Source organism: Pseudoalteromonas rubra (assembly GCF_005887095.1).
Lineage (GTDB): Bacteria > Pseudomonadota > Gammaproteobacteria > Enterobacterales > Alteromonadaceae > Pseudoalteromonas > Pseudoalteromonas rubra_E.
Genome location: NZ_PNCI01000057.1, coordinates 1 through 16,773, shown reverse-complemented (window position 1 = coordinate 16,773; position 16,773 = coordinate 1). Strand labels below are relative to the sequence as shown.

Annotated in this window: 12 protein-coding genes and 1 tRNA gene; 5 read left to right on the top strand and 8 right to left on the bottom strand. The window is 46.3% G+C overall.

Translation table 11 applies throughout. The features are described 5' to 3' along the window. Window positions 1-40: 40 nt before the first annotated feature. From CWB99_RS20355 to CWB99_RS20340, 4 genes are all read left to right on the top strand, one after another. Entirely contained in the window at window positions 41-1,831 is a 1,791-nt protein-coding gene (locus CWB99_RS20355) for a M14 family metallopeptidase (RefSeq protein WP_138553421.1), read from the top strand. Then, on the top strand, window positions 1,832-2,473 hold the full coding sequence (locus tag CWB99_RS20350; protein WP_138553423.1) for an MBL fold metallo-hydrolase: 642 nt from the start codon (window positions 1,832-1,834) through the stop codon (window positions 2,471-2,473). It abuts the gene before it with no gap. A 54-nt stretch (window positions 2,474-2,527) separates the two neighbouring features. Next, window positions 2,528-2,986: an Lrp/AsnC family transcriptional regulator gene (locus tag CWB99_RS20345; protein ID WP_046004338.1), complete on the top strand. Its 459-nt coding sequence runs from the start codon at window positions 2,528-2,530 to the stop codon at window positions 2,984-2,986. Between the two features lie 112 nt (window positions 2,987-3,098). Beyond that, entirely contained in the window at window positions 3,099-4,655 is a 1,557-nt protein-coding gene (locus CWB99_RS20340; RefSeq protein WP_138553425.1) for a SulP family inorganic anion transporter, read from the top strand. A 50-nt stretch (window positions 4,656-4,705) separates the two neighbouring features. Here the strand turns inward: CWB99_RS20340 and CWB99_RS20335 are convergent, their stop codons facing one another. The 4 genes from CWB99_RS20335 to CWB99_RS20320 all read right to left on the bottom strand — a co-directional run bounded on the left by CWB99_RS20335 (window position 4,706) and on the right by CWB99_RS20320 (window position 11,389). Continuing rightward, complete coding sequence (locus CWB99_RS20335; RefSeq protein ID WP_138553426.1) at window positions 4,706-7,120, bottom strand: ABC transporter permease; 2,415 nt, start codon at window positions 7,118-7,120, stop codon at window positions 4,706-4,708. Beyond that, window positions 7,113-7,829: an ABC transporter ATP-binding protein gene (locus CWB99_RS20330; RefSeq protein ID WP_138553428.1), complete on the bottom strand. Its 717-nt coding sequence runs from the start codon at window positions 7,827-7,829 to the stop codon at window positions 7,113-7,115. Before CWB99_RS20330 ends, CWB99_RS20335 begins: the two co-directional genes overlap by 8 nt. Window positions 7,830-7,841: 12 nt before the next feature. After that, window positions 7,842-9,113 carry an efflux RND transporter periplasmic adaptor subunit gene (locus CWB99_RS20325; protein WP_138553429.1) on the bottom strand — a complete coding sequence of 424 codons (1,272 nt, stop codon included), beginning with the start codon at window positions 9,111-9,113 and terminating at the stop codon, window positions 7,842-7,844. Window positions 9,114-9,310: 197 nt separating this feature from the next. Next, window positions 9,311-11,389, bottom strand: coding sequence for a winged helix-turn-helix domain-containing protein (locus tag CWB99_RS20320; RefSeq protein ID WP_171045410.1), 2,079 nt, complete (start codon window positions 11,387-11,389; stop codon window positions 9,311-9,313). A 290-nt stretch (window positions 11,390-11,679) separates the two neighbouring features. On the opposite strand from CWB99_RS20320, the gene CWB99_RS20315 reads away from it, so the two are divergent. Then, window positions 11,680-12,426, top strand: a complete 747-nt coding sequence (locus CWB99_RS20315) for a type 1 glutamine amidotransferase domain-containing protein (RefSeq protein ID WP_138553432.1) — start codon at window positions 11,680-11,682, stop codon at window positions 12,424-12,426. On the opposite strand, the gene CWB99_RS20310 is transcribed toward CWB99_RS20315, so the two are convergent. From CWB99_RS20310 to CWB99_RS20295, 4 genes are all read right to left on the bottom strand, one after another. Further along, entirely contained in the window at window positions 12,389-12,958 is a 570-nt protein-coding gene (locus tag CWB99_RS20310) for a GNAT family N-acetyltransferase (protein ID WP_138553436.1), read from the bottom strand. The genes CWB99_RS20315 and CWB99_RS20310 overlap by 38 nt on opposite strands. A 23-nt stretch (window positions 12,959-12,981) precedes the next feature. Beyond that, window positions 12,982-15,210 (bottom strand): ATP-binding protein, encoded by a 2,229-nt coding sequence (locus CWB99_RS20305; protein ID WP_138553434.1) that lies wholly within the window; start codon window positions 15,208-15,210, stop codon window positions 12,982-12,984. Further along, window positions 15,182-16,318 carry a sugar ABC transporter substrate-binding protein gene (locus CWB99_RS20300; RefSeq protein WP_171045409.1) on the bottom strand — a complete coding sequence of 379 codons (1,137 nt, stop codon included), beginning with the start codon at window positions 16,316-16,318 and terminating at the stop codon, window positions 15,182-15,184. Before CWB99_RS20300 ends, CWB99_RS20305 begins: the two co-directional genes overlap by 29 nt. A gap of 242 nt (window positions 16,319-16,560) precedes the next feature. Then, window positions 16,561-16,646, bottom strand: a tRNA-OTHER gene (locus CWB99_RS20295). Window positions 16,647-16,773 lie beyond the last annotated feature (127 nt).

Genomic DNA, 16,773 nt, shown 5'->3' with positions numbered 1-16,773 from the left:
ATATAATCATCATATCGATAGATAGAAATAAAGATTGTTTATGAATTTAGGCATTGTTTTGCTAAGTGCAACAGTAAATCTGAATAGTCATTTACCACCGTTACAAGACTGGCAAGGGAAAAGTGTTGGCCTTATGCAGGAGCAGGGGCCACTCACCACAGATTTTGAACTGAGCAAGGGCCTGGAAAGCCCTGACTATGCAAAAACGATGGCATTTATCGACCGTTTGGTTGCCGCCAATCCAACCCAGTTTAAAGCGGTAAAGATAGGCCAGAGTGATGCTGGCCGAGATATCAAGATGCTGGTCGCTTCGCAGGTGAATCAGTTCACCCCCGCGATGTTAAAGAATAATAACAAGCCGACTTTGCTTATTCAGGCTGGGATCCATGCAGGCGAAATAGATGGCAAAGATGCCATGTTTATGTTGCTGCGGGATATTGCCACAGGTAAACGTCGCGATATTCTGAACAAAGTCAATATTCTGTTTATTCCCATCCTTAACGTAGATGGACACGAAAGACGCAGTGCTTATAACCGTATTAACCAGCGCGGTCCGAAGGAAATGGGGTATCGTACGAACGGGCTGAATTTAAACTTAAATCGTGACTATACCAAGCTAGATACTCCAGGCGTCCGTGCTGTTATGAATGTCATTAATCAGTATCAACCTGCCATGTATTTAGACCTGCATGTAACGGACGGTGCTGATTATCAGTATGACATTACCTATGGCTTTAATCCGAGCTTCGCCAGTGAATCTCCTGCGGTTGCAAAGGTGCTGGAGCAACACTTTACGCCGATGATTGACGAAAAATTGCGTCAACAAGGTCATGAGCCTGGACCGCTGGTATTTGTGATGGACAAGCGGGATTTCAAAAAAGGGCTTGCTGGTTGGGTTGCCAGCCCCCGCTTTTCTAATGGCTGGGCAGACATTAAGGCTTTACCTAGCATTTTATTAGAAAATCATTCTCTTAAGCCCTACAAACAGCGTGTACTGGGGACTTACGTATTTGTTGACGGTGTGATAGATGCGCTGACAGAGCATCAACAGGCACTCGCAAAGGCCGTTGAGACCGAGAAACACTTTGTGCCAGATGAGTTGGTAGTAGAGCGTAGCTATAGTGAAAAGCCGGACTTGATCACCTTTAAAGGCATCAACTATAAACGCTTTAAAAGTGCTTTGTCAGGTCAAATGGAAGCAAAGTATCTCGGGAAGCCAGAGCTTTATGAGCAGTTACCCGTATACTGGCAGAAAGTAGAAAAGCGCAAGGTAAAAGTGCCAAGTGCATTTTATATCCCTCCAGCATATTCAGGCACGGTTGAAAAACTCAAACTACATGGAATTGCCGTTGAGCAGTTGAATACGGATGTTTTGGCAGATGAGCTGGTGCAACTCTCTATCAATTCTTACGAATTTGCTAAATCACCATTTGAGGGCCGTTTTCGTGTCAGCGCCCAGTTTGAACAGCAGGCCGTATCATCGTCTCTGAGTCTGTCTGGGTGGTACAAGGTGTCTACACAGCAGGCTGGTGGGGAGCTGGCAACGCATCTATTGCACCCAGAAGCGCCAGATTCATTGTTTGCATGGGGCGACTTTCCGGGGGTATTCCAGCGCACAGAGTACGTTGAAAATTATGCACTTGAACCATTTGCTCGGAAAATGTTAAAAGACAACCCAGCTATGGCGCTGGCGTTTGATAAAAAAATCAGCGAGGATAAAGCCTTTGCAGATGATCCTAAAGCCAGAATGGAGTGGCTTTACAAGCGTACGCCTTATTATGATCAGGCCTACCTTAAGTACCCGATCCTCATGTCCTTTAAGGAAAAGTAGATGCAGGTAATTACGATACCCGTCACACCATTTATGCAGAATTGCCGTATCATTTGTTGTCCAAGCACAGGCGTGTGTGCAGTGGTTGACCCGGGAGGTGATGTTGATAAAATATTGTCCGCTATAGAGGAACACAAACTCAATGTTGAAATGATTTTGCTTACTCATGGCCATTTGGATCATGTTGGTGCGAGCGAATCACTATCAAATGCATTGGGGGTTGAAATTGTTGGACCACAGCGCGATGATAAGTTTTGGTTCGACGCATTGCCTATGCAGGCTCAGATGTTTGGTTTTGCACCACACGCGACGTTTTTTCCTGCGCGTTGGCTTGAACATGGTGAATGTGTTGAACTCGGCCAGTTAAAACTGGAAGTTCGCCATTGCCCGGGACATACGCCGGGACATGTCGTGTTTTATGAGCCGCAAAGTGCTTCTGTGCTGGTTGGGGATGTTTTATTTAAAGGATCTGTAGGTAGAACGGATTTTCCGAAAGGAGATGCCGCGCTATTAAAACAGTCAATAGAAACTCAGTTATTCACTTTGCCAGAGGCGACGCGGGTAATGAGCGGTCACGGGGAAGACACCTCGGTAGGCTATGAACAGCGCCATAATCCTTTTATGAGCGGACGGTTTGGCTGATAACTGAGGCTATCAGCACTGTATTCATTTAACTAATTAAAAATTAAGAAAAATATGTCATTAAATCAGGTTGATCGTCAAATACTAGCGTTGCTACAGCAAGATGCAAGTTTATCTACGGCAGAGATTGCCGATAAAGTCGGGTTATCGCAATCGCCTTGCTGGCGCCGAATTGCCAAACTGGAGCAGGATGGATACATCAAAGGTAAAGTTGCTTTGCTCGATGAGAAACAGCTTGGTTTTGATATGCTCGTTTATGCTCACGTAAAGTTGTCTAATCACGGCCGAAATAACCTTTCTGAGTTTGAAAAACTGATCATGAGTTACGATGAAGTCACAGAGTGCTATACCATGGCTGGTACTATGGACTTTATGCTGCGTATTATTTCTCGTGGTATAGAAGGCTATGAGCAATTTGTCAGAGATAATCTGCTTAACCTTGAATATGTCCAGGAAGTACATTCAAACGTCACGATGACGTGTGTTAAGCGGACTACAGCCCTGCCAATCTGATTGTCACACATCAGACCTGAAACTCATCTATAATGTATCACATTTGTTAAAAGCGCTGGATTTTGCTAGGATCCAGCGCTTTTCTGTCGTAGTAATAATCTTGGGGATTTAAATGTTTAATCTAATAGGCAAAGCGCCCAGCTCTGCCAAGAACGACATACTGTCAGGATTGACCGTCGCTCTGGCGTTGGTACCTGAAGCTGTCGCATTTGCGTTTGTCGCGCATGTCGACCCATTAGTTGGCTTATACGCTGCATTCATCGTGGGTTTAATCACTTCTATTTTTGGTGGTCGTCCGGGCATGATATCTGGTGCAACCGGTGCGCTTGCTGTGGTTATGGTCAGCCTGGTGATTGAACATGGTGTCGAATACCTGTTTGCAACTGTGCTGCTTATGGGGGTTTTACAGATCCTTGCGGGTGTGTTTAAGCTAGGTAAATTTATTCGCATGGTACCGCATCCCGTAATGCTGGGCTTTGTGAATGGCCTGGCCATCGTTATCTTTTTGGCTCAGCTCGGCCAATTTAAGATTATGGATGAGTCTGGCACATTGCAATGGATGCAAGGGCAGCAACTTTATATTATGGCCGGCCTGGTGGCACTGACGATGGCAATCATCCATTTTCTACCAAAACTAACAACCGCAGTGCCTTCAAGCCTGGCGGCAATTTTGGTGGTGACAGGCTTAGTGATTGGTCTTGATCTGGATACTCGAAATGTACTGGATTATCTTAAAGATATGAGCGGTAACGTGAATGCAACCATTGCCGGTGGCTTCCCTGAGTTTCACATTCCTCAGGTTCCCTGGACCTGGGAAACGTTTACGATTATCTTCCCGTATGCGCTTATCCTTGCGGCAATTGGTCTGATTGAATCTCTCTTAACACTGACCCTGATTGATGAGATCACGGAAACACGTGGCCACTCAAATAAAGAGTGTATAGGTCAGGGCGCTGCAAATATGACCTGTGGTGTGTTCGGGGCTATGGGCGGATGTGCGATGATTGGCCAGTCCATGATCAACATTAACTCAGGTGGTCGCAGTCGTCTTTCTGGTATTACTGCTGCTGTCTTATTGCTCGCCTTTATTCTGTTTGCGGCAAGTTTAATTGAAATGATCCCACTGGCTGCGTTAGTCGGTGTGATGTTTATGGTGGTACTGGGGACGTTTGAATGGTCAAGCTTCCGCCTGATGAAGCGTATTCCAAAGAGTGATGCGTTTGTAATTGTCCTTGTTTCTGGTGTCACAGTAGTGACTGACCTTGCCATTGCAGTATGTGTTGGTGTGATTGTGTCGGCACTCGTGTTCGCCTGGGAACATGCAAAGCATATCTATACCAGCAACTACATTGATGAGCAGGGCTCAAAAGTCTATGAGCTGCATGGTCCACTGTTCTTTGGCTCCGTTAAAAACTTTGCTGAATTGTTTGATGTCGCGAATGACCCTGCGGATGTGATCATCGAGTTCAAGCACAGCCGCGTTGCTGACCACAGTGCTATTGAAGCGATAGATGTACTGGCAGAAAAATACACTAAGGCGGGTAAAAAGTTACACTTACGTCACTTAAGTCAGGATTGTCAGCAGTTGCTGGCAAAAGCGGCAGATCTGGTGGAAGTGAATGTGATAGAAGATCCAAAGTATAAAGTTGCGTCAGACAAATTAGCGTAACCTGATTTAAAGAAGCCCCTTTCAAGGGGCTTCTCATTTCTTTAATTGAGCTAGTCACGCTTTAATGTTTCTACAGGACGGCTTCGCACTGCGTTGAAAGCAACCATCTGAACTGTTATACCCGCCAGCGCCAAACAGGCAAACGAACTGACTGCAAATACACTAACAGGTAGCTCAATTCGAAAGACATATTGATTGAGCCAGTCGGTGAGCAAAATAAACGCTATGGGCAATGCGATAAGAGTTGCAAGCAGCACCAGAACGCCAAAGCGTAATTGGAACAACCCATAAATTTGCCAGTTTTTTGCGCCCATAATCTGGCGTATTGCTATTTCCTTCAGGCTTTGTAACAGGGTAAACGAAGCCACTGCGTACAATCCGGTAACAGACATGACCATTGCGATGAGTGTAAATAGCTTTAGCAATTGCAGGTGCTGTGTCTGGTTATGGTATTGTGCGTCGAATAAACTTGCCAGCCACTCATACTTAAATGCTTTGCTGCTGTCTAATTCGAGCCAGGTCTGCTCTAGCTGTTGCAGCACATCTGGATTAAACCCTGCTTTCAGTCTGATTGCGATCCACCTAAGTGCCAGATCTTCGGGCTTCTCAGACAAAACATAAATCATAGGTGGAACATGCTGACTCGCATCAACGTGATGTGTATCTTCGACCACACCGATAATCTGATGACGATGCAATCCTTCGCTAACACTGCCGAGTGTCAAATAGCGACCTATTACGTTATTGGGGTCGGCATTCAATCTGGCCGCCAATGTTGCATTGATTATCAGATTCCCGCGAGTATTCGCTGTATTCTGTTCATCTTCAAAGTATGGATCTCCGGGAGACTGGCGCGTAAAAACCCGACCGCTCAGAAGCGCAATACCCATAGTCCTGAAATAATCATAGCTAACCGGGTTATTGCCAACCCATATCTCATTACCAGGCGCTTCATGAGTTCGCACAATCGCCGATGTACGCGTCGCTTTGGTAGGGATCGTGTGTGACATACTCATCGAAACGACATCGTCATGCCTTGATACCTGACGCTTGAAATCCTGATAAACGGTAGCACCGCGGTTGATGATGAGGACATTTTCTCTGTCATAGCCTTGCGCCATTGTACTAAGATGCTCCATCTGTTGACTCACCACTGTGCTGGCGATCAGTAGCAATGTTGCAATGATAAACTGAGTGACCATGAGTATACGGCGAAAGAATGTTGCTCCGTGACCTGTATCTACTACTCCTTTCAATACCAGTGCAGCGTTCATGCGACTAAGAAACAAAGCTGGGTAGCCTCCCGCGAGAAGGGTAACGCAAAGCAAGGTGAGTATCAGCGTAAAAGCATGTTCGAAGGTAAGGGAAAGCATGATTTGCACCCCCATCAATTGGTTAAATGCGCCCAATAGCAGAGCCGTTAAAGCGAGTGCAGCTCCCAGAGCCAACAGCGTTATAAATAAAGACTCAATCAGATAATGTAAAGCCAGCTGGTTTGGACTTGCCCCTAGTGCTTTTTTAACTCCTACTTCTCTTGCTCGTCGCAAAGAAGCGGCAGTGGCCAAATTGGTGAAATTGATACAGGCCAGAGCTAATAACATAAAAGATACCAGCACAAAGGTGTTTACCATTTCTTTGCTGCCGGGTGGGATCAAGCTACGGGTTGCTGTAGCATTTAGATAGACATCCAGTAAAGGTTCGAACATGACTCGGTAGCGCTTATAAGACGATAACCCTTCAACGCGTTGCTGGTAATAGTCACTGATATTTGCAGTAAGTGACGGTATTGCGGTTGCTTGCGTGATTTTTGCAAATGTGATGGTCGCGTTGAAATTCCACAATGTTTGCCAGCGTTCATTTGGCAACTGCTGAAAATAGTTCTGGATCGGCAGAATTATCTCATTCGGGATGGTGGATGGGGCACCTGAGTATCTTATTACAGCGGATACCTGGTAGGGTTTACCGTTAATGTTAAGCTGTTCGCCAATTACCTGAGTACTGCGCGAAAAGTACTTCAGCGCTTGTGCTTCGTGCATAACCACTTTATCAGGAGCCTGCAGTGCCGTGTGAACATCTCCCTCAATCAGGGTGTAGTCAAAGAATGAGAAAAAGTTCTCGTCAACGAATAGCGCACGTTCAGCAAATACACCAGAAGCATTCCTGATAGATATAGTGCTGACTGAAATGCGAGTTGCCTCAGTGACTTCCGGGAAGTTACTGGTAAGCTCCTCGGCGAGCCGAAGAGGAGTGAGCGTTTGTGGACGATTGTCATCTCTAATCAGGTTAATTCGGTAGATATTCTCTGCATTTTTGAAGTGCGCATTAAAGTTGTGTTGATGGGAGACATACAGTTGGATCAACATAAAACAGGTCAGGCCGATGACTAAACTGAGTAACTGAATGACCGCGGTGCGTTTGCTGCGCAACATATTGCGCCATGTCATGGTGAGCAAAAGGCTAATCACTTAATACCTCCAGCTTGTTCACTGTACGCTGAGCAGAAACCGGGTTGTCTTGTTGTATTTTGCCGTCCATAAGTCGAATAACCCGAGTGCCATATTGAACTTGCTCCTGAGCGTGCGTCACCATAACGATGGTTGTGCCCATCATGTTGAGCTGGCGAAGTATTTCCATGACTTGTGTTGAGTTTTGTGAATCCAGGTTACCTGTCGGTTCATCAGCCAGGATCAAATCAGGTTGAGTGACTATCGCACGTGCTATCGCAACTCGCTGTTGCTGGCCCCCTGAGAGCTTTGCCGGCAAGTGAGTGCGACGGTGGGCGATGTCCAGGCGGTGGAGCACCTCTTCGACCCGAGCGGTTCGTTGTGCTTTGTTGAGCTGCTGATAATGTAATGGCAGTGCAATATTCTGCTCTACAGTAAGCTCGTCTATTAGGTTGAAATTCTGAAAAATAAACCCAATATGTTTTTTCCTCAGCTGCGCCTTTGTTATTGAAGATGCGGTGGCAAGTTCAGTGCCATTGAACACAAAGCTACCTTCATCAATGTCATCCAGCATGCCCAGAATATTGAGCAAAGATGACTTGCCGCAACCAGATGGCCCTAAAATCGAGATGAACTCGCCATGGCTGACCGACAGCGAGAGCTTGTCCAGCGCGACGGTTTCGATATGTTCCGCAATAAATGAGCGGCTGACATTATTTAGTTTGATCATATGTGTTCTACCTTAAGGGATAAGAGAAAGGTGCTCTGCGTCGGCAAAGCGGCTATATGAAGACGTTATCAGTCGCTCATTGATACTGATGCCTGATACGATCTCCACCTGAGTAGGGTTACGACGCCCCAGGGTGATTTGGCGCTTGTGTGCACTGCGCCCATCTTCACTCACTACAAACGCCCAAGCGCCAGCTGTGGACTGTATAAATGCGCCATTCTCAACGACCAGCTGAGCCGTCTCAGAGCTCAGGTTTAGCGCCAATGGCAGGCTCTGTCCAAGTCTTAGTGCGGGTAGTTCAGAGGGCGTTTGGACATGAAAGTCGACTTTAAACCGGCCGTTTTCGATGCCCGGATAAATTCTGGCCATGGTCAGCGCAATCGTTGATTGCCCGCTCGTTATCGTAGCGGTATGTGCCATTGAGATTTGATCTATATAGAATTCATCAATATGGGCACTGATTTTGAATTTGTCTATCAGATCGACCTGGCCAAGTCGCTCACCAGGCGTTTTAGATTCACCAACCCGGGCGTTCATAAATGTCAGTTGCCCATCGCGCGGGGCGCGGATAGTAAGCTTGTCCAGGCTGGCTTGCGATATCTTGAGGTTAGATTGCAAGGTAGCAATGCTTTGAGATAGCTGGGTGAGCTGTTGCTGTTGTAACAACGCTTCTTTTTGCTGGCTTTGTTTTACCGTTTCACGGTATGTCATTTGATAGTTAAGTTCATCCCTGAGTATCTCGACTGTGCGTTGTGGCACTAAGGCTAGTTCATATAGCTTTTGCTGGCGCGCTAACTCCTTTTCCAGTTTAATAATGGCAAAATCGAGCTCGATGATGTCTCGTGCTAATGCGAGCTGGTTTTGTTCAACGGCCAGACGCGTGTTGCGCATGTCGTTAATCTGCTCTGATACTTCCGCTTCGCGAGCTAACACCCTGAGTTGCAGATCGGTATTGCTGAGCTTTAGCAATGCCTGACCCTGACGCACCTGCTCACCCTCCCGGACATACAAGGCCTCTACGCGTCCGCCATCAATTGCATCTATAAAGATGGTATCTTGTGGTTCAACAACACCGCGTAAAGGCAGATAGTGGGTAAAGCTGGCGCGATGTGCGGTACTGAATTCAAGTGTGTTCTGACTGATGTCATAGGTTTTCCCCGACGTCTGAAAGTGGCTACTGAATACCTGAATGCTTGTGGCTGATACCGCGATGAAAGCGATTACAAGCGACGTAATAACGGCGCGTCGTCTGCTTAACAATTTGGGTTGGATGGGTTTATCCATACTGGCTCCTGATCCTGTGAATGAAAACGCTGACCAGTATTGTTAAATTGCAAAGGAGAGTCAGGAACAAACCAGGAAAAGGAGTGATAGCGCACGGAAAAGTGATGACCACCAGGAGTGGTCATAACTAAAAGTAATAAAATTAGTTACTTAAGTTGAGTTAAGATACAGGGGTTGTATCTCCTACAAAAAATGTCTCACTGTACATCGAGTGTTCTCATGACATCTGCTGTGGTGCGTTGCAGACGTGTATAGGTTATTCCATGTGCCGAAAGCTGATAATCTGTATTATCAATCTGTTGAGGCCAGATTAGTTTATCCGTTGATGTCATAGAGAGGTGTGCATGACTTCGATCGTCTTTAACACAATGTAAGCCATTTTTGCTACGCTGCAGAGTAAGCCGTCGATTGGGCAGGTGCGTTGTACAATACAATGGCAAAGCTGAGGTCTCTCCACTTGACTCTGTGTGTTTGTATACCTGGCCTGTTTTTCGGTGTAACAAGTAAAAAGCGTCATCGTGTTTACTGTAGATCCCACCCATAAACTCGGGGAAAATAGGCTCTGATTCAAGCGTCGTCAAATCGAAACGTACCAGCTGCCAGCGATTGTTTCTGGTAGTGGAAAACAGCAATTGATTATCAGAATGCCAGCTGACCCCCCTGATAGCCATATCGGTGACGGGCAGAGCGACAGTTTCCAGTGTGGTGATATTTGAGAGGAGAAGCTGATTGTCACCCAGGCTGAGCAACCGATCACCATCGGGAGAAAATGCGAGCTGGTAAAATCGATGAGGGGGGTTACTGGAAGTTAACGGAACAGGCTCCGCCAGCGGTTGCGTTATATCCCCCAGATACACTTGTGCGTGTGTTGAGCGTTTTGAGACAAAGGCATAATGTGATGACGTGTCTGCAATCGTCGGCAGGTAATCCATAACCGATGAATTTGCCAGGGGGAATGTTTGGTTGTCAGAACTACGTTGTAAATAGATATCTCGATCCAGAAGGTAAGACACAAAGGTGAAATCTGTACCATTGTTTATTCTGGCCGGATGTTTTACGCGCGCTGTATTGCTAACGACAGTTGCCAATTTATCGCCTTGCACAGTACTTTGCCACAGCTCATAAGCCGGGTGTGGGGCTGGGTGGATCAAACTTTGACTGTCATGATGCCAGATAGCTGAGCGCATCAGGTAGTCAAGTTGTGCGGTCTGGGTGAGCTTTGACGAGGATAAGTCGAGCGTGTAAATACGTGTTTTTGGGCCAAATTCACTGTTTAACATCACCAACGAACGTCCGTCAGGTGAAAGGTCAAAGGCGTAGTTTCCACGGCCATTGGTAATAGGCTGATTCACGATCGACTTTTGCCTCTGGGTTAAATCAATCTGGAAAACTTGATAGCCGAACTCTTCAGATGTGCGATCATTGAAGTAGAGTTTCGTTCCATCTATTGAAAACGCGAGGTCGGGCTTACTTTCGTTGCCACATGTGCTGAGTTTTTGCCATTGTGATTGCGTACGTAAGTGCGTCACAGGAGTCAGGTAAATACCACATGTTTGCGGTGTATGCATAACAAATGCAAGCTGCTCACTATCAGGTGACCAACTTGGTCGACTAAACCGCGCAAGCGGGATTGATAGCTGCTGCTGGGAATGTGTACTGACATTTTCGACGATGAGCACATTCAGCTGGTTCATCTTTTTGACATATGCGAGCGCTTTGAGATCTGGCGACAGACTGGGGTATAACTCTTCGCCCTGTGCTCGCGTATAGGGTGTAACTTGTTTGTTTTTACTCAGCCCAGGTGACGAATAATGATAGTACAGGAACATTCCTGTCACGAAAATGGCAGCAGCACACAAGGCAATAGCAGATAAAATGGGCCGCTTAATTCTGATTATGCTGGATAGAGGCTGATGTCTGCTTGCATGGGCAGAGAAGGGTTCTGTTTGTATGGGTACCTGATCTGTTTCATGAAATGAAGTGATCATTCGATATCCCTTGCGCGGCACGGTCAAAATGAAATTGGGGGACTTGGGATCATCGCCCAGTGCTTTGCGCACCTTGACCAGGGTTCGGCTAATGGCATTGTCTGTTACTAGTGTGCCTTGCCACACTGTATCCATTAGTTCATCTTTGCTGATCACGCGCTGTTGATTGCACGCCAGGTAGTAGAGCAAATCGAATACCTTTGGTGCCAGCGTCACTGAGACACCATCACGGATCAGTATCTGGTTATGGGTATCTATGATTAGGTTTTCAAATCTCAGGTATCTCAAAATAGGCTCCTGCCTGGCACACAATGGTATTATTGTTATCTTTGTACACGCCAATCTATGAGTTGGAACATTCAGATAGTACGCTAGTTTATAGGTTGGCGTAAATCCGGATACTTTCATCCTCCTCAATTGTGTAATTTTAACCCTTTAAAATATAAAGAAATAAAATCTTGGTCACAGTGGAGTCACAGACTCGTCCTGAGAATTCCTGAATAAATCAGCGTTACTTCATGTGTCATTGAGTACGAGCCGATAAGGTGAGCAGACATTAAACCCAAATAAGGACTTTTATGATGTATAGATTCCATCGTGCTCATTTTCAGGTATTAGTTAAAATGCTTGTTTTGTTTGCCTTGATTATGACTTTTTCTATGCCCGCTTTATCTGCTGACGCGCGCAAAGGTAAAATTCTTTTTGTTATCTCAGGGGATAAACATGGCTTTTGGCTACCTGAAGTTGTGGGTCCATACCGGGTGTTGTACGACGCAGGGTTCGAGATCGAGCTTGTCAGTAGTACCGGTAAGCCAGGATACCCCAGAGGGCGACTGGCAGAGGCACAAAGACGTTGGCTGGATAATTCGCCTCTTAAGCAACAGCTTAGTGAACCAAATGATTTAGAAACACGCGATAGTCGTGATTATCTTGCTGTTTACTACGCAGGCGGAGCTGGACCAATGTTTGATCTGACGGCACATGCCACAGCAAAGAAGCTTACAGAAGCCATATATAAAGCAGGCGGTATTATTGCTGCGGATTGTCACGGCACTGTCGCCTTATTAAACTTACAGGATGAAAGTGGTCACCGGTTGATCTTAAACAAGCGTATTACCGGTAAAGCGAACAGCGAAGAAGGGTGGTTTGCTCGCACACATTATCCATTTTTGATTGAAGATGAGGCAACAAGGCTTGGCGCAATATTTGTTGCTGCAAAAAAAGGTCAGGTGAATGTTGTTGTAGATGGTCAGTTTGTCACAGGCCAGAATCCGGTGTCGGCAATACCTATGGCTGAGGCACTATTGGTTGCATTGAAGAGGTGAGCTGATTGTACTCTTCGCGTAACAGTGCATAGCTGTATTCATCTACCCAGCTTCCCTTGAAATAGAGGCTTTTTATATAGTGGGCTTCACATCGAAAATATAGTGCCTCCAACAACTTTTGAGCAGGTAAGTTTCGGGTATCAGTGAGTGCGCTCACGCGGTGAATGTCGTATTTCGAAAACAAATGGGGTAGTAATAACCGAAGTGCATGTCTAGCTACTCCTTTACGCTGTGATTCAGGCGCCAGCGTAAAACCAATCTCAACCTGCTGTTGTGGTAAAAAGTGCAATGCCAGGTCGCCAAGCAGCTCTGCTGAAACGCGCCGAACGATAGCAACCTGAAACCACAATCCAGGCTCTGCGAAACGGTTATAGTCCATCGCCTGGAAAAGTGCACTGGCATCTTTTAGCGTATAGTTTTCATCCCAGCTTTGAAATCGTGCAACCTCTGGATTAGCTCTGTATCGGACAAAGTCCTTGAGATCTGACTCTTCAAAAGGTCGAAGGAACAGAGTGTCGTCCCCGCATACCATGTTTATCAACGCTCCCTGATGGCTTAGCGCCGTATTAGTTGGTCATTGCTATCTAGTGTTGACGCATCTGACTTAGTGGGATTTTTTTGTGCTTGCTTATCCATAACTCGAGTAACAGTATCAAACAGAGCTTGCATATCAATTGGTTTGGCGACAAAATCGTCAAAGCCGAGTGACAGATACCGGCTGACATCCTCAGAGAGCACATTCGCAGTGATGGCTATCAGAGGTTTGTTAAATTCGGTACTTTTAACCTGTTGGCAAACCTCTATACCATCCATAACTGGCATTTGAATATCAACAAAGAAAAGGTCGGGCTGCGATTCATTGAAACAATCCATGGCCAGCTGACCGTTGTTGGCCAGGGTTATGTTAGCGTGGGTCTTTTTCATCATTGCAGCAAATATTTGTTGATTAATCAGGTTGTCTTCAGCCAGCAATACGTTAACGCCGCGCAAATCTGGGATTTGCGGTTTTACTTCCGTGGTTACGGGTTGTGGTGTTGGCTTGGCACTTAACAGAGGCAGATTAACTCTGAACTGGCTACCTTCGCCCGCGACACTACTGACTGCAACTTCACCTTGCATAAGCTCTACCAGCTGTTTGACAATTGCCAGTCCGAGCCCCGATCCCCCGTATTTGCGCGTGGTTGAACTGTCAGCTTGATGAAAGTGTTTAAACAGGCTGTCTACCTGGGTAGGTGTCATGCCTATCCCAGTATCACAGACCTCAATCGTGAGCGTTTCCTTGTCGCCTAGCACATTCAGTTCAACCTGACCTTGCTCGGTAAACTTGATAGCATTTGACAACAAGTTACGTAATATTTGCTTAAGTCGCAGGGGGTCGGCAAGTCTGACTGATAGGTGTGGTTTTAGCTCAGAGGTGAGCTCTAATACGACTTGTTTGTCACGCGCCAGATGATGGTACTCCTGAATCACTTCCCGACATAGTTGTAGTATGTCCACCTCAAGCACCTCGAGGTTAAGCTTACCCGCCTCCATTTTCGAAAAGTCGAGTATATCATTAACCAGGGCTAGCAGGGTCTGTGAGGAGGTGTAGCCTTGTTCGACGAGCGAGCGTTCTTCTTGCGCATGATTGTGTTGCCGGAGTAGCTGGAACACTCCCAGAATCGCGTTCATGGGCGTGCGGATCTCATGGCTCATGGTAGCCAGAAACTGCGCTTTAGCCAGCTCTGATTGTTCTGCACGCACCTTTTCTTGCTTAAGTTGTGTCACTTGGGTATTAACGGTACTCACTAGCTCGTTCAGCGTTTTTTGTAGTGTTTTGAGCTCTTCATATTCCAGGTTAGCATTATTTTGCTGATAATTACCTGAAGTCAGTGATGTGCAGTATTTCTCAAGCTGCTTCATGGGGCTTGTTACCTTACGACTCACATAGGCCAAATACCAGAAGAGTATGATTAGTACACCCAGTGCAAGTAGTGCGCTTCTTATAATAGCGTACAGGATCTCACGAGTATATGCGCTGTGCTGGTGAGACAGTGAGAGCGTCAAGCTTAATCCGTCGTCACTGCGTTCATAAATCGGATGTGTCGCGCTAAGGCCTCCCTCAAACTCTTGACCTTCACTAAACCACATTTGTCGCTCAGAAAAGGTACTTAAAGATTCGTAATCTGCCAGCTCAATGGCAAGCTGGCTTACATCGAGTTCGAAAAATAATACACTGGTGTAGCGAAAGGGGTCTATGAGAGAGGGCAAGGTTTGGCGTAGTGGTACGGCAATGAATAAGGTGCTTCCGGCTGTGTCGGTAATTCCAAGCTCCTTATTACTGATCAGCAGTTTGCGTACCATCAATTCGCGCGCACTTTCATTGATTACTGAATTAGCGTGCTCAATGATAGAGGGCGTGGCCCAGTGCAGGGTATACAGCGGATACCCTTCGACTATGTAGGGCGAGCCGTCGCTGATCATCACACTTTTTACCAGAGGGGATTGGTATACGAGGTCGCGCATTTCTTTTAGTGCATATTGCGTATATAAAAGATTTAGTGGCAGCTCTGCCAGGATCCTGTGATCGCTGTAATGAGCAACCTGAAATGTAAACTCAGCGAGTCTATTTTTGATATCTAAAGACAGACTAGTTGCACGTTGTACCACCGTATCTGCGGCAATTTTATTGGCTTGTGTCCAGGCACTGTAAGCAAAGTGAGCGAGGGCAATGATCAGCAAGGCAAGGACCATTGCACCGACTTTAAGCTGTAACTCACTGACCAGGCTTTTTTTCTTGCTCATAGCTAATCGACTTTTCGACAATATGTTGCATAAAGTGGGCGGCCTGATGTTCGTCAAGTACACCTGCCAGATGGCGTGTCAGGCCCTTTAACATCGCCTCCCATACAAAGGCCATCTGTGCTTCGTTGGGCATAGGCTGCGCGTGCTCCAGCGTAGATATAAGTGCTTCTACTTGTGCTATTCCTTGTATTTTAAGCATTTCAAGTGCGCGCCTGTCGACAGGTAGCGCATTAATGGAAGACCATAAATTAGTTTGCACTGGCAAAGATTGTAAAAACTCAGACAGTATTCTGAGCTCGGCCCTTTTGCTACCAGATAAAGCGTTGTCGGGAAACGCCATAACGTGAGACGAAAAGTAAGAGCGCATTGGTTCACTATGCAGTCTGGGTAGTTGCGCAACACCTAAATTGTCACCGAAATGCTCTGAGAATCGTTGAAACATCCAGGAGCCGTTAATTGTATAGGCGACGTCCCCAGCTAAAAATCGATTCACGGTACAATCGTAGTCGCACTCCACATCTAACCAGGCCTCGTCTTTAAGAGACTTATACCAGCGCAGTGCGTTCACCATAGCGGGTGTATCTAAGTTAGCGTTGCCATTTACAATCAGTGATGTTCCGAAAGTACCTAAAAACGCTCTATACCAGTACATTTCATAATAGTTCCAACTGATTTTAAGCGCCTGCTTCTTTTGTTGCTCGCGAAGCTGCAGCCAGCTCTTGGCTGGATCGCTGACAAGTGCTCGATTGTAATAAAGCATCAGGTGGTTACCAAATACTATAGGTACACCAAGGGTTGCACCATTGGCTTTGATGTTCGTGCGGACCTGATCGATCAAGTGCGTTGAAAGCCAGTTATCTGGGACTTCGGATAAGTTAAGTGCCGTCAACCCCATATAGTCTGCGGGTACTATGATGCCGTCGGGTAGAGCGTTATTACTGGCTCTCAGCAGAAGCTCAGATTTTAAGGAGTTGTTCTCGAATTCTACGACTTTGACCCGAATACCGGTTTTTCTGGTGAACTCACTAAACAGGGGGTTGAAGTCGTAGTTTTCCAGGCCAATGGCAATGGTCAATGATTGAGGGGGTGACGTCTTGGTATGCGCCATAAAGCTGCACAGGCCTGTTATCAACATGAACAAGAACGTGGAGGATAACCTGCCAAGCATGACCTTCCTTAGAATGGGATTTGCTAACTAATTTATAGCAAATTCTCAGGTCAGAGCAAACCCGTTCAATAAACTCTCGCATAAACATGACTCTTACTATAGGCGAAATGCGCATTGTTACAGGCTGTTGAGGAATAATAAGAGGTATTTTGGAGCCGTGATGGGAGGCTAATAACGGGAGTTGGTACGACCGAGTGGATCCGAATCACTGACTGCTGGACCGGGTCATAGAGAGTGGTGGTGCTCTAACCAACTGAGCTACGGTCGTACAGAGGTGGATATTGTGACTTATCAAATAAGTTGGTACGACCGAGTGGATCCGAATCACTGACTGCTGGATCGGGTCATATAGAGTGGTGGTGTACAGAGGTATTCATTGTGACTTATCAAATAAG

Coding starts and splice junctions, on each gene's coding strand:
- CWB99_RS20325 (WP_138553429.1), bottom strand. CDS start 9,113: ATGGATAAACCCATCCAACCCAAATTGTTAAGCAGACGACGCGCCGTT.
- CWB99_RS20315 (WP_138553432.1), top strand. CDS start 11,680: ATGATGTATAGATTCCATCGTGCTCATTTTCAGGTATTAGTTAAAATG.
- CWB99_RS20350 (WP_138553423.1), top strand. CDS start 1,832: ATGCAGGTAATTACGATACCCGTCACACCATTTATGCAGAATTGCCGT.
- CWB99_RS20305 (WP_138553434.1), bottom strand. CDS start 15,210: ATGAGCAAGAAAAAAAGCCTGGTCAGTGAGTTACAGCTTAAAGTCGGT.
- CWB99_RS20310 (WP_138553436.1), bottom strand. CDS start 12,958: ATGGTATGCGGGGACGACACTCTGTTCCTTCGACCTTTTGAAGAGTCA.
- CWB99_RS20300 (WP_171045409.1), bottom strand. CDS start 16,318: ATGGCGCATACCAAGACGTCACCCCCTCAATCATTGACCATTGCCATT.
- CWB99_RS20345 (WP_046004338.1), top strand. CDS start 2,528: ATGTCATTAAATCAGGTTGATCGTCAAATACTAGCGTTGCTACAGCAA.
- CWB99_RS20330 (WP_138553428.1), bottom strand. CDS start 7,829: ATGATCAAACTAAATAATGTCAGCCGCTCATTTATTGCGGAACATATC.
- CWB99_RS20355 (WP_138553421.1), top strand. CDS start 41: ATGAATTTAGGCATTGTTTTGCTAAGTGCAACAGTAAATCTGAATAGT.
- CWB99_RS20340 (WP_138553425.1), top strand. CDS start 3,099: ATGTTTAATCTAATAGGCAAAGCGCCCAGCTCTGCCAAGAACGACATA.